At 73.8% G+C, this 13,601-nt stretch carries 5 protein-coding genes; all 5 read right to left on the bottom strand.

Going from position 1 to position 13,601, the window contains the following annotated elements; translation table 11 throughout:
* Positions 1–25: 25 nt before the first annotated feature.
* The 5 genes from BLV96_RS05210 to BLV96_RS05190 are packed head-to-tail and all read right to left on the bottom strand — an operon-like array spanning position 26 to position 13,341.
* Entirely contained in the window at positions 26–1,195 is a 1,170-nt protein-coding gene (locus tag BLV96_RS05210; RefSeq protein WP_086678129.1) for a glycosyltransferase, read from the bottom strand.
* Positions 1,195–2,001 (bottom strand): alpha/beta fold hydrolase, encoded by an 807-nt coding sequence (locus tag BLV96_RS05205; protein WP_086678131.1) that lies wholly within the window; start codon positions 1,999–2,001, stop codon positions 1,195–1,197. Before BLV96_RS05205 ends, BLV96_RS05210 begins: the two co-directional genes overlap by 1 nt.
* Complete coding sequence (locus tag BLV96_RS05200) at positions 1,998–2,303, bottom strand: acyl carrier protein (protein WP_086678133.1); 306 nt, start codon at positions 2,301–2,303, stop codon at positions 1,998–2,000. The genes BLV96_RS05205 and BLV96_RS05200 overlap by 4 nt, the downstream gene beginning before the upstream one ends.
* Positions 2,300–6,619: a beta-ketoacyl synthase N-terminal-like domain-containing protein gene (locus tag BLV96_RS05195; RefSeq protein WP_167379530.1), complete on the bottom strand. Its 4,320-nt coding sequence runs from the start codon at positions 6,617–6,619 to the stop codon at positions 2,300–2,302. Before BLV96_RS05195 ends, BLV96_RS05200 begins: the two co-directional genes overlap by 4 nt.
* On the bottom strand, positions 6,616–13,341 hold the full coding sequence (locus BLV96_RS05190) for a type I polyketide synthase (protein ID WP_091388787.1): 6,726 nt from the start codon (positions 13,339–13,341) through the stop codon (positions 6,616–6,618). The genes BLV96_RS05195 and BLV96_RS05190 overlap by 4 nt, the downstream gene beginning before the upstream one ends.
* Positions 13,342–13,601: the final 260 nt, after the last annotated feature.

The raw sequence follows: 13,601 nt of genomic DNA, 5'->3' as shown, positions 1-13,601 counted from the left end.
GTTTTTTCAGAGTAAATGACAATCTTCAGGGCTGTAAATGGGCCAGGCTTTCCAGCGCGAGCTGTTCCAGATGCCCCGCCGCGGCGGCGCTTCCGCCCGCGGCGTGGAAGGACGCCGCCACCGTCTCCGCCGCCCGCCGGTACGCGGGCTCGGTGAGCACCTCCCCGACCGCCGCCGCGACGCGCCCGGCGTCGGCGCGGCCGAACCGCAGCCGGACGCCCGCGCCCGCGGTCACCACCTGGGCGGCCACGATGGGCTGGTCGTCGCGGATCGGGGCGACCACCAGCGGCAGGCCGTGCCACAACGCTTCGCACACGGTGTTGTGGCCCGCGTGGCAGAGCACCGCGTCCACCCTCGACAGCAGTGCCAGCTGCGGAACCCGGGGCAGCACGAGGACGTTCGGCGGCACCGGTCCGAGCACCTCGCCGGGATCGACGAGCACCGCCCGCGCGTCGAGGCCGGCGAACGCCTCCGCCGCGGTCGCCAGGAACCGGCCGCCCGCTTCGGTGTTCGCCGTGCCCAGCGAGACCAGCACCGTCTGGCGGAGCGGGTCGAGCCACTCCCACGGGAAGTCCGTTGTGGACGGACGCTCCCCGAGCGCCGGCCCGACGAGCCGGACCCGCGGCGGGAGCGTGGCCGCGCCGAGCAGCTCGCGGGTGGTGAACGCGAGGACGCCGTGCGGGGAGAACCGCGGGTCGGCCGAACCGCGGCCGCCGGCGATCCGCGACCGCAGTTCGCGCAGCAGCGAACCGACCCAGTCGGCGACCTTCGGCATGCCCGCGAGGGGATCGACCAGTTCGGCCGACGTCGTCGCCGAGGTCACCCACGGCAGGCCGCGGGCGTCGGCCAGCAGCCCGCCGGCCAGTGCCTGCTGGTCGGCGACCACGACGTGCGGGGCGAACGCGTCGATCGCCGCGGCGACGCCGGGGGCCATCGCGTCGGCCAGCGGGACGAGGAAGTCCTCCCAGAGGAACCGCAGCGCGGCCGGGCCCTTGAGCTCCGCCGGGCGCGCGGGGGCCCCGGCGGGCAGGCCGCAGGAGAAGACGAGCGCAGCCGGGCCGGCCAGCTGCCAGAGCAGCTCCTCGTGCCCGGCCCAGGCGACCTCGTGCCCGCGCGCGGCGAGCTCGGCCGCGACGCCGGCGGCCGGGTTGACGTGCCCGACGAGCGGCGGGACGACGAACAGGAACCGGGCCACTACCGCGTCCGCGCCGGAACGCGCGAGGTGTCGCGGACCCAGCCGAAGATCAGCTCGATCACTTCGGCGGTGCGCTCGACCAGCACCGAGTGGCCCTGATCGGGCAGCACGACGCAGCGGCAGCGGTCCAGGTGCGTCTCGAAGTGCGGCACCTGCTCGGAGAGGCCGGAGTCGCCGCCGAAAATGGCGAACACGGGGCAGCGCACGGCCGAGAGGTCGGCGGCGATCGTCGCGCTGCGCGGGATGTCCTCGGCGATCGTGGTGGTCTGGAGGATCTTGTTCGCCGCCTTGGACAGCCGCGCGGTGTGCGCGCCGTGGTTGTCGGCGATCCAGCCGATCACCTCGTCGATCGCCAGCCGGGTCTTCGCGTCGGCGAGGCCGTCGGCCATGTGCCGCGTCCACTCTTCCGTCGGCGGTTCGCCTTCGAGGACGACGACGCTCGCCACCCGGTCCGGCCGGGCCGCGGCCAGCCCGAACGCGACCGACGCGCCGAAGGAGTTGCCGACGACGTGCACCGGCCGCGTCACCTCGCACGCGTCGAGGACCGCGACGAGGTCGCCGACGAACTCCTCCAGACGGTAACCGGACTTCGGCCGGGTCGTCCGGCCGTGCCCGCGCAGGTCGTACATCAGCACGTCCAGGCCGCGCTCGGCGAACGCCGGGCCGAGCGTGAAGTAGTAGCTGGCGAGGCTGTCGGTGAGCAGGCCGTGCACGCACACCACCAGCGGTGCGTCGCCGTCCAGCGGCACCTCGGGGCCGAGCCGCTGGACGTGGACGTCCAGCTCGCCGGCGCGGACCTTGCTCACGCCGTCGCCCGCAGCGAAGCGACGATGTGGCGGACGAGCTCGCCGACGGTCAGCGCGATGATCTCGTCGAGGTCGCGCTCGGCGATGAAGGTCGCGAAGTTGACGCGCTCGCCGTAGTGCTCGCGCAGCTGCCCGGACAACGCCACCAGGTCGACGCTCTCCAGCTCGAGGTCGTCGTGGAACGTCGTGTCCATCGTGATTTCCGCGTCGTCCAAGCCGTACTCTTCCAGCAGCTCTCGCAGCATGCCGGCCAGCCGGGTGAGCACGGTGGCCTCGTCGGTGCCCGTGGTCTCGATGCTCATTCCGCGGTCTCCTTCGTCTCTTCGGTCCAGGCCACGACGTAGCGGCGCGGCGGGTGCACGACGTCGGCGCAGCGCACGAGGTGGTGGCGCCCGGCGGCCCGCACCGTGAGCTCGTCCGGCTCGGCGGCGATGACCTCGAAGTCGCGGGGCTCGCCACGCAGGCCGGTGCCAAGCAGCTTCGCGACGGCCTCCTTCGCGGTCCAGAAGCGGGCGAACCAGCGCTCGGGATCACCGGGCAGGCTCGCGAACAACGCCAGCTCGCCCGTGCCGAGTGCGGCGTCCACAGTGGACTCGCGACGCGCGCCGACCTCTTCGACGTCGATGCCGCACGGGCCGGGCCGGGCGATCGCCACGCCGGCTTCCGCGCGGTGGGCCACGGAGATCGTCAGTGGCGGCAGCTCCCGGCCGTAGGCGCCGGTCACGTGCGGACGGCCGCCCTCGTCGTTGAAGATCCGCAGCTCGGCCGGGAACATCTCGCGTTCGCCGCGGGCCCAGAGGAACTGCCGGACGGCGTCCTTCGCCGCGATCCGGCCGAGCAGCCACTGGCGGCGCCCGCGCGGCGGGCGGCTCTCGTAGGCGTCGCGCTCGGCACCGGCGAGGTAGTTGCGCATGATCAGCTCACGCGTGGCGAGGTCCGGCCACTCTTCGCGGACGAAGGCCCAGCCACCCGGCTGCTCGATCGACAACGTCGAGCGCTCCGGGGTCCGGTCGGCCTGGCGGATGTGCGGGGTGCTGTCGAACCGGCGGTCGCGCCAGCCGGTGAACTCGGCCCAGACCTGTCCCTTGTGGACGAGCTGCATGTCGGCGTCGAGGAACTCCCCGGTCAGCCCGGTGATCTTGACCAGGCAGTCCAGGCGCTCCCCCGGCGCCGGGTGCGGGCCGTGGAACCGGATCTCGCGCATGCCGACCGGGAAGACGGTGGTCCGCTCGCGCAACCGGGACATGATCCAGTAGCCGAGGACCTGGCCGACGTTGTCCAGCAGCGCGCCGGGCGCGGCGGGGGTCGTCAGGACGGCCCGGACGTGCCGCTCGCCGACGGCCGTCAGCTCGGAGACGCCCTGGAAGCGCGGGCCGTGGAACATCCAGCGTTCGTCGTACAGCTGCGCCGCCTTCGTTTCCGGTTCCTGCTCGTCCGACGCCGGGAACGTCCAGGGTGCGGGTGCGTTCGCCGGGTACTCCGGGGCGAGTTCGACGGTGGCCTGGGAATAGCCGTCGAAGGCCGCGAGCACGCGGTCGGGACCGAGCGGGCGGACGCGCACGCCGACGGTGACCGCCGGCACGGCCGTGATCCACTGCGTCAACCGGACGTCGTGCACCGCGACCGCCCGGCGGCCGGGCGCGGCCTGCTCGGCGAAGCCCATCAGGTGGTCGATCACGGTGGTCGCCGGCACGACCGGCCAGCGGTCCCCCGGCTCGGCTTGCGGCGGCTGCTTGAAGAAGCAGTGGTCGAGCAGGTACGGCATCGCCTCGACCGACACGGTGAGCGTGGTGTCCAGCTCGGCCGGTGGCGGAGCTTTCACGTGAAAGCTCCGCCCTGGGACGGCACTTTCACGTGAAAGTGCCGTCTCGGGGCGGCCGGCGAGCAGCGTGGACGCGAGGTCGGCGGTGTCGGCGAGCAGAGCCGCGAACTCCGCGGCCAGCGGGCCCTTGCCGGCGAGGTCGTCCACAATGGACTTGTGCGCCGCCGGCAGCACGATCCGGGCGCGGGCGGCGCCGTCCAGGGAGATCAGCCGGCCACCGAGGTCCAGTTTGACGGCCTTGTGCGGGGCCTGGCGGTCGCCGGGCAGCCGCGCGAAGTCGAGGTCGAGACCGTCGGCCCACAACGCCGTCGCGACGCGGCGCAGCTGGGCGAGCCCGGGCCGGTGCGCGGAATGCGCGGCCACGACCAGGTGCTCCTCGCCGTGCAGGGTATCGCCGACCAGCGAGCCGAGCTGGCCCGCGCCGACCTGCACGAACGCCCGGACCCCGGCCGCGTGCAGTGCGCGCACGAGCGGCCGGAACCGGACCGGCTCCAGCAGGTGCCGCACGAACAGCTCGCGGATCCCCGCCTCGGTGGCCGGGTACTCCGACACCGTGGTCGCCGACCACAGCGGCACCCGCGGCGGGTGCAGGGTGAACCGCGCCGCCGCCTCGCGGATCGGGCCGAGGTAGGGGCGCAGCATCGGCGTGTGGAACCCGGACCGGAACGGCAGCACCTGGGCCACGATCCCGGCGTCGCGGAACCGCGTCACGAGGGTTTCGACCGCCGCCGCGGGGCCGCAGATCATGGCCTGGTTGGGCGAGTTGTCGTGGGAGAGCATGACGTCGGCGCGTCCGGCCAGCTCCTCCAGCACGCGCGGCGCGGGCGCGCCGATCGCGGCGAACGCGAGGCCGGGGACGACGAGCGCGTCCGGGTCGAATCCGGCCAAGAACGCGTCGACCTCTTCTTCGGCGTACACGCCGGCGACGGCCATCGCCGTCCACTCGCCCAGGCTGTGGCCGGCGACGGCGTCCGGGGTGACGCCCAGCCGGCCGAGCGCGGAGCCCAGCAGCCGGCCCAGCTCGAACACCGCGGTGCCCTGGCGCCCGACGTCACCGACTTCGACGTCGTCGTGGTCCCACGGCAGGCCGAAGTGCCGAGCGACGTCGCCGCAGTTCAGCGCCAGTTCCGACTCCAGGCCGGGGAAGACGAAGGCCAGCTTGCCGCCGCCCGGCCCGAGCAGCGGGCGGTCGGCGAACCAGACGTCGTTGCGGCCGCGCCACGGCTTCCCGCGGCCGACCGCCTTGCGGGCCAGCGCCAGGCGCTTTTCGGTCGGGTCGACGACGCCGAGCCGGACCGGCCCGTCGCAGGTCCCCCGCGTTCCGGACCGGTCCAGCAGGTCGCGCAGTTCGTCGACGCTGCGGGCCGCGAGCCGCAGCACGCGTTCGGGCTCCCGGACGACGACCGGTGTGGCGCGCCCGGGTGCCTGTTCGAGGACGACGTGGGCGTTGATCCCGCCGAACCCGAACGCGTTGACCGCGGCCCGGCGCACCGGCGCGGTCCAGTCCCTCGCTGTGTCCAAAGTGGAGAAGCGGGTCCGGGCGAGCGCGGGGTGCGGGTCGTCGCAGTGCAGCGTGGGCAGCAGGACGCCGTGGTGCACGGCCAGCGCCGCCTTGACCAGCCCGGCGATCCCGGCGGCGGGCATCGTGTGCCCGATCATCGACTTGACCGAGCCGAGGACCGCCGCCCCCTCGGGGCCGAAAACCTCGGCCAGGGTGGCGAGTTCGGCCGCGTCGCCGGCCGGGGTCGCGGTCCCGTGGGCCTCCAGGAGCCCCACCGAGTCCGGTTCGGCAGGGTCGAGCCCGGCCGCGGCCCACGCCTGGCGGACCGCGCGGACCTGGCCGCCGGAGTCCGGGTTGGCCAAGCTGGCGGTCCGGCCGTCGGAGGCGACGCCGGTGCCGCTGATCACGGCGTACACGCGGTCGCCGTCACGCTCGGCGTCGGCCAGGCGCTTGAGCACGACGACACCGGTGCCCTCGCCGATGAGCACGCCGTCGGCGTCGCGGTGGAACGGCCGGATGCGCTCGGACGGCGAGAGCGCGCCGAGCTGGGTGAACACGCTCCAGAACGTGATGTCGTGGCAGTGGTGCACCCCGCCGGCGAGCACGGCGTCGCAGCGGCCGGACGCGAGTTCGCGCACCGCGTGGTCGACGGCGATGAGCGAGGACGCGCAGGCGGCGTCCACTGTGTACGCCGGACCGCGCAGGTCGAGGCGGTTGGCCAGCCGGGACGCCGCGAGGTTGGGCACGAGCCCGATCGCGGACTCCGGCGCCTCCGGGCCGAGCTGGTCGGTGAAGGCCTGGCGGACCGCATCGAGCCGGTCTTCGCCGAGTTCCGGCAGGAGTTCGCCGAGCGTGCGGACGAGCTGGCTCGCGGTCCGGACGCGCTGGTCGAGCCGGACGAGCCCGGGTGTCAGGTAGCCGCCGCGGCCGAGGACGACCCCGATCTTCGCGCGGTCCGCCGGCAGCCGGTCCGGGCCGCCGGCGTCCGCGACCGCCTGCGCCGCGACCCGCAGCGCGATCAGCTGGTCGGGTTCGGTGGCGGGCACCGAGTTCGGCATGATCCCGAAGCCGGCGACGTCCACTTCGGCCAGTTCGTCGACGAACCCGCCGCGGCGGCAGTAGACGCGGTCGGCGCGGCGCTCGTCCGGTGCATAGTGCAGGCTGTCCCACTTCTGGGGCGGGACTTCGGTGATCGCGTCGACGCCGCCGACGAGGTTGCGCCAGTACGTCGCGAGGTCCGGGGCGCCGGGCAGCAGCACCGACATCCCGACGATGGCGACGCGCACGTCCGTCACCACCCCGAGGCGGTGTGGACGACGGCGGCGACGTCCTGGCGGCCCCAGGCGAGCTCGCGCAGCAGGCCGAGGGTGCCTTCCTCGGGGTCGATCAGCTCGATGCCGCGGCGGGCGTAGTCGCGCATCAGCTCGGGGGTCACCATGCCGTCGTGGTCGCCGGTCGGCGCCCACGGTCCCCAGTGGACGGTCACGGCCCGCCCGGCGGGCCACCGTCGGCCGAGGGCTTCGAGGGCGTCGTTGGCGGCCGCGTAGTCCGATTGGCCGCGGTTGCCGAGCGTCGCGGCGATGCTGCCGAAGAGCACGACGAACTTGGGTTCGTCGGGCAGGTCGGCGGTGGCGTCGAGGAGGGTCCGGGCACCGTCCACTTTGGTGCCGTAGACGCGGGCGAACGATTCGGCTGTCTTGTCGGCGACGAGCTTGTCTTCGATGACGCCGGCGGCGTAGACGATGCCGTCGAGGCGGCCGTACTCGGCGTGGATCTCCTTGACGGCGCGGTGCACGGCTTCGGCGTCGAGCATGTCGACGGACTGGTAGCGCACCGCGCTGCCACGTTCCGCCAGTTGTTTCAGGGTCGTGCGGACTTCGCGTTCGCTCTCGATGCGGCGGATCTCCCCTTCGATCTCGCGCGGGTTGCGCATGCCGCTCTCGATCAGGGCCGCGCGGAGATCCGCGACTCCGGCGAAGGCATCTTCGCCGGCCGGGACGGGGGTCCGGCCGAGGAGTTCGACGCGGCAGCGGGTCGCGTCGGCGAGGGTGGTGGCGAAACGGGCGGTGATGCCCTTGGCGCCGCCGACGAGCAGGACGACGGAGCCGGCGTCCAGTCCGATGGCGGCCGCTTCGGCCGCGCCGTCGCCGGCCGGGCCCGCGCCGCTGCTGCCGAGGAGGCCGAGGGTCTGTTCGGTGGGTTCGAGTCCGCGCCGCGTTCCGTTCCTGAGGACCACCGGCTCGCGGTCCACGGTGGACAGCTCGGCGACGAGCTGTGCGGGGTCGGCGTGTTCGACGACCCGGGCGAGGGTGCCGGGGTACTCGCGCGAGACGCTGCGGTAGAAGCCGCGCAGCCCTTCGGCGGGGCCGGCGGTGAGCAGCCAGCGAGGATTTTCGCCGAGGATCGCTTGGTAGAGGGGGAAGGCGGCGGGCAAGACGGGATCACCGTCGGGAAGGTGGAGGTAGCCGTCGAAGCCGGGCAGGACATCGCGGCCGACTTCGGCTTCGGCGCCGTGGGCGGTGAGTTCGGCGCGGACGGCTTCGGCCCGGGACCCGGAGCCGAGCACGAGGAACCGGCTCCCGGCGATGTCGAGGGTGGTCGCGGGAGCGAGGTCCACCTCGGTCATGAGGTACCGCTTCGGCGCGACGATCACCGGCTGCGGTCCGGAGTCGCTCACCAGCGGCTCACCAGCCTCCGCGGCTTCGAACATCTCCGCGATCGCCGCGGCCGTGCGTGCCTTGGCGAGTTCCTCCACGTCACCCGCGCCAAGGCGAACCGTCAGCTCACCGGCGATCTCGGCCCGCTTGATCGAGTCGATGCTCAGGTCGGCTTCCAAGTCGAGGTCCGGCTCGATCATCTCGACCGGATAACCGGTCCGGTTCTCGATCACCTCGACCACGGTCTCCAAGACCGAGCGCCCCAATGTGGCCTTCGGTGCGTCAGACGCACCCAATGTGGCCTTCGGTGCGTCTGACGCAACCAAGGCCACATTGGGGCGCTGGGCGGCGACCAGGTCCGCGATCGCCGCCGCCGTGCGGGCCTTGGCGAACTCCTCGACGTCGCCGCCGGTCAAGCCCAGCCGGGACGCCAGTTCGCCCGCGATCTCCGCGCGCTTGATCGAGTCCACGCTCAGGTCGGCCTCCAGGTCGAGGTCCGGCTCGATCATCTCCACCGGGTACCCCGTCCGCTCCCCGATCACCGCGACGATCGTCTCCAGCACCGGCCGCTCGGCGAGCACCGGCACCGCCTCGATGACCGGCACTGGCGCCGACACGACAGCCGGCGCCTCACTGCCGAAGTACCCGAGCAGCACGTCCCGTTGAGCCGCGATCATCTCCCGGCTCGTCCGCAGGAAGTCGGCGACCATGTCTTCCGAAGGGGAGACAGCCGAAGACCCGAGCGAAACACGCGAAGCCGGACGCAGCGCCCCCGCCGGAATGACACCGTCGGCCGTGCGCAGGAGATGGCCGTCGACCGTCCACCCGGGACGCTTCGGGCGCGGCACGGAAGCCGCGTCCACCGCGTCGCGGCCGCGGAACAGCCAGTCCGTCTCGACGCCGGCCCCGGCCACCGCCAGCTGCGCCAACGCGCCCAGGAAGCCCGGCAGGCCACGGCGGCCCGGCTGTTCGAACCCGACCGTCCGGTGGGGCCGGTCGCCGAGGATCGCCTCGACCTGCCCGGCCAGCACCACACCCGGCCCGGCCTCGACGAACACCCGTGCGCCGGCCGCGTACATCGCCTCGATCTGCTCGACGAACCGGACCGGCGACCCCACCTGCGCGGCCAGCTCGCCCCGGATCTCGTCCGGGGAGTCCGGGTACGGTTCCGCGGTCCGATTCGCATACACCGGGACGGCCGGCCGCACGACGCCGATCGCGTCGAGGTCGCGCCCGAACGTCTCGCCCGCCGCCGCCACCAGCGGGCTGTGGAACGCGCACGCGACCGGAAGCCGTTTGGCGCTGAACCCCGCCGCGCGCAGCTGTGCGACCGCGGCTTCGACCTCCGCTGTGGCGCCGGAGATGACCGTCTGCGAAGGCGAATTGTGGTTGGCCAGCACGACATTGGACCCGGCGAGCACCGAGTCCACAGAGGACGCCGGCGCCGATACGGCCGCCATCGCGCCCGGGTCGTCCGCCGGGATGGCGGCGAGGATGGCCGCCGCCCGGGTATGGCTGGCGTTCAGCAGCGCCTCCGGCGTCAACGCGCCCGCCGCGGCCAGCGCCGTCAGTTCGCCGTAGCTGTGGCCGCCGAGCATCGCGGGCCGGATCCCGGCGCGGGTGAGCAGCCGGAACGCGGCCAGCCCGGTGAGGCCGAGCGCGGGCTGGGCGACGCGCGTGTCGGTGACGCGGTCGGCGAAGGCCTGCCGCGCCGGCTCGCCGAACACCGCCGGGCCGAACACGACATCGGCGGTCGGCGGGTCCAGCCGCAGGTACCGTTGCAGCTCGGGGAACGCGACGAACAACTCGGCGAACATGCCCGGCCGCTGGCTGCCCTGGCCGGGGAACAGGACCGCAACCTCGCCGGGTTCGCCGGAGCCGGCGCGGTACACGCCCGGGACGTCCTGACCCGCGAGCGCGGACCGCAGCAGCCCGGTCAGCTCGTCCACAGTGGACGCCACGACCGCGAGCCGGACCGGCCGGCCCTGGGCCCGCAGCGTCGCGGACAACGCGAGGTCCCGCAGCCGCCACGGCTGCGCTCCCGCCGGGACGTCCGAAGCGAGCGCCAGCAGGTCGCGGGCCGCCGCGTCCGTACCGAACACGAACAGCTCGGCCGGCCACTCGTCCGCCGACAGCGCGGGCGGGACGCTGTCGTGGGCGCCGAGCACGACGTGGAAGTTGGTGCCGCCGAAGCCGAACGCGCTCACCCCGGCGAGCCGCTCGGCGGGTGGCGCGGCCCACGGCTGCGCGGCCGTCTGGAACACGAACGGGCTGGTCGAGGCGTCCCACGCGGGGTTCGGCGCGGACAGGTGCAGCGTCGGCGGCTTGACGCCGGTGTGCAGGGCCAGCGCGGTCTTGATCAGCCCGGCCAGCCCGGCCGCGCACTTGGTGTGCCCGATCTGCGACTTCACCGACCCGATCGTGCAGCCGCCCGGCGCGGCGCCGGCCTCGGTGAACACCTTCGTCAGCGTGCCGAGTTCGGTCCGGTCGCCGACGACGGTCCCGGTGCCGTGCGCCTCGACCAGCCCGACGCGCGCGGGCGACACGCCGGCGTTGCGGTACGCCCGGGTCAGCGCCGTGTGCTGGCCTTCCGGCCGGGGTGCGGTGAGCCCGAGGGCGCGGCCGTCGGACGCGGCCCCGACGCCCTTGATCACGGCGTAGACGCGGTCGCCGTCGCGTTCGGCGTCGGCGAGCCGTTTCAGCGCGACGCATGCGACGCCTTCGCCGAGCGCGATGCCGTCGGCGGCGCTGTCGAACGTCGCCGAGCGCCCGGTCGGCGAGAGGGCGTGCGCCGAGGCGAACAGCAGGTAGTCGTTGATGCCGTTGTGCAGGTCCGCGCCGCCGCACAGCACGAGGTCGCTCGTGCCGGCCGTCAGCTCCTTGCAGGCGACGTCGACGGCGGTCAGCGAGGACGCGCACGCGGCGTCCACGGTGTAGTTCGCGCCGCCGAGGTCGAGCCGGTTGGCGATCCGGCCGGCGATGACGTTGGCCAGCACGCCCGGGAAGGAGTCCTCGGTGATCCGCGGGAGCTGATCGTCCAAAGCGGACGGCAGTTCGCCCACATAGGACGGCAGGACCGTCCGCAGCGACATCGCGTTCGACAGGTCGCTGCCCGCCTCGGCGCCGAACACGACCGACGTCCGGGCCCGGTCGAACGGGCGGTCCTCGTAGCCGGCGTCCACGAGCGCGCGGTGCGCGGCCTCCAGGGCCAGCAGCTGCACGGGTTCGATGCTGGCCAGCGATGACGGCGGGATGCCGTACTTCAGCGGGTCGAAGCCGATCTCGGGCAGGAACCCGCCCCAGCGCGACGGCGTCCGCTCGCCCTGGCCCTCGGGGTCGTAGTAGAGCGAGGTGTCCCAGCGCTGCGGCGGGACCTCGGTGACCGCGTCCGCGCCGGCCAGGACGTTCGCCCAGAACGCCGCCAGGTCCGGGGCCTGCGGGAACATGCAGGCCATCCCGACGATCGCGATGTCGAGCGGCGCGGGCGCCGGGGGTTCCGGCGTCTCGACGGCGAAGGCGGCCGCTCGCTCGCGCAGGACGGCGTTCGCGCCTTCGCCGACCGCGTGGTGCAGGTCGGCGATCGTCGTGACGGCCGAGCGCAGCACGGCGACCTCGCCCGCCATGAACATGCCTTCGGCGAGCTGCCGGTCCTCGCCGACGTCCCGCAGTTCGGTGCCGACGCGCTCGATGCCCTTGCTGGCCAGGCGAAGCCGGCCGACGTTGAGCTGCTCCAGCCGTTCCCAGGCGTCCCGGCTCGGCACGCCCCGCTCGGCGAGCCCGGCCTTGATTGCCGCGTACTCCTCGGTGAACGGGCTGCGGACGCAGCGGGTGGCGTGGCCCGGCGCGGTCTCCAGGAGGTCGGTGTGCTCGGCGCGGAGCAGGCTGCGCTGGAACAGCGGGAGCACGGCGCCGGCGTCGACGGCCTCGCGGGTGAAGAGGTAGGCGGTGCCCATCAGCACGCCGACTGCCGCACCGCGGGCGGCCACCGGCGCGGCGAGGGCGGCGACCATCGCGGCCGAGCGCTCGTCGTGGATCCCGCCCGCGAAGAGCAGTTGCAGTTCGCCGGCCGCGGCGAAGTCCGCGAGCACGCCGAGCTGCGTCTCCCACAGCGGGAAGCTGGTGCGGGGCCCGACGTGACCCCCGCACTCCGAGCCTTCGAAGACGAACTTGCGTGCCCCCGCTTCGAGGAACTGCTTCAGCAAGCCTGGCGACGGCACGTGGAGGAACGTCGAGATCCCGGCCTCTTCCAAAGCCGCGGCCTGCGCGGGGCGGCCGCCGGCGATGATGGCGTGCGTGGGCCGCAGCTCGCGGATCACTTCGAGCTGCGCGGCTTTGACGTCTTCGGCGGCGAAGCCGAGGACGCCGACGCCCCAGGGCGCGGCACCGACGGCTTCGCGCGTCCGTTCCAGGACCTCGCGGGTCTGGTCCGGACCGGACAACGCCAGCGCGATGAACGGCAAGGCCCCGCCGGCGGCGACCGCGGCGGCGAACGCGGGCTGGTCGCTGACGCGGGTCATCGGTCCCTGCGCGACCGGCAGCGCCGTGCCGAACGCGCGGCTGCCCGCGCTGCCGGGTCCGAGCACCGGGACCTCGGCGCGCAAGGCGTCGCCGATGGCGCCGGCCAGGCCGCGCACGGCCGCGGTCACGGTGCCCCACCGGTCGCGGAACCGGGTGGCGAGGAAGACGTCCTGGCCGGCTTCGACCGGCTCGGCGCCGTGCCGCGCGAGGCGGCGGACGCCGTCGACGAGCGTGGTCTCGGAACCGTCCAAGCCGGTGAGCGCACGGGTGAGCGCCGACGGCAGTTCGGCCTCGGGCAGGAGCGCGAGCTGCGTGTCGACGACGACTCCGGCGGCACCACCCGCGATCGCCGCGGCCGCGGTGTGCGGGCCGATCCCGCCCGCCGCCCAGACGGGCGCGTCGAAGCTCACGATGAGGGCTTGGAGCAGCACGAACGTGCTCAGCTCGCCGGTCCGGCCACCGCATTCGTGGCCGCGCGCGATCAGGCCGTGGGCCCCGCCCTCGACGGCTCGGGCGGCCGACGCGCGGCTGGTCACCTCGGCCAGCACCCGGCGGCCCGGGAAGTCCCGCGCGGTGTCCGGGGAGTCTTCGGTCAGCAGCACGGTGGTCGCGGCTTCGGGCAGTTCGGCGACCGGGCCGGTCAGCCGGACGCCGTAATCCGGGACGCCCCACTCGGTCAGCAGCGCGAGTTCGTCCGCGGCGGCCGCGCCGCCGGTCAGGTCGAGGACGCCGAGCCCGCCGCCACGCGCGGCGGCGGCGACCGCGCGTGCCGACGGCCACCGCACGGGAGACACGGCGACGATCAGGTCGGCCGATCCGCGGTCGGCTTTCGGGACACGCATGGGAACTCCCGCTCAGCACGAAAGGGTGATGGCAACGGGGAGTACTTAAGCGGGTTCGCACCGCCGCCGTCAACAACCCACCGCGATTTCGTCGTGCTGGTTCAGAAAATTCGGGATGGACCAGCCGGAAGTCGCAAGAATTTAACGCCGCCGTCACGTTCCGCGGCCCGACCTGCGGACCGCCTGCCACACACCACCAGATGGGGCAAGCGTTCTCACCCGGCGGACGCAATGCGACTGACCACACCGGACCACGACGT

Origin of the sequence: Amycolatopsis pretoriensis (assembly GCF_900107925.1) — a bacterium.
Taxonomy (GTDB): Bacteria; Actinomycetota; Actinomycetes; order Mycobacteriales; family Pseudonocardiaceae; genus Amycolatopsis; species Amycolatopsis pretoriensis.
This window is presented reverse-complemented; position numbering and strand designations above follow the sequence as displayed.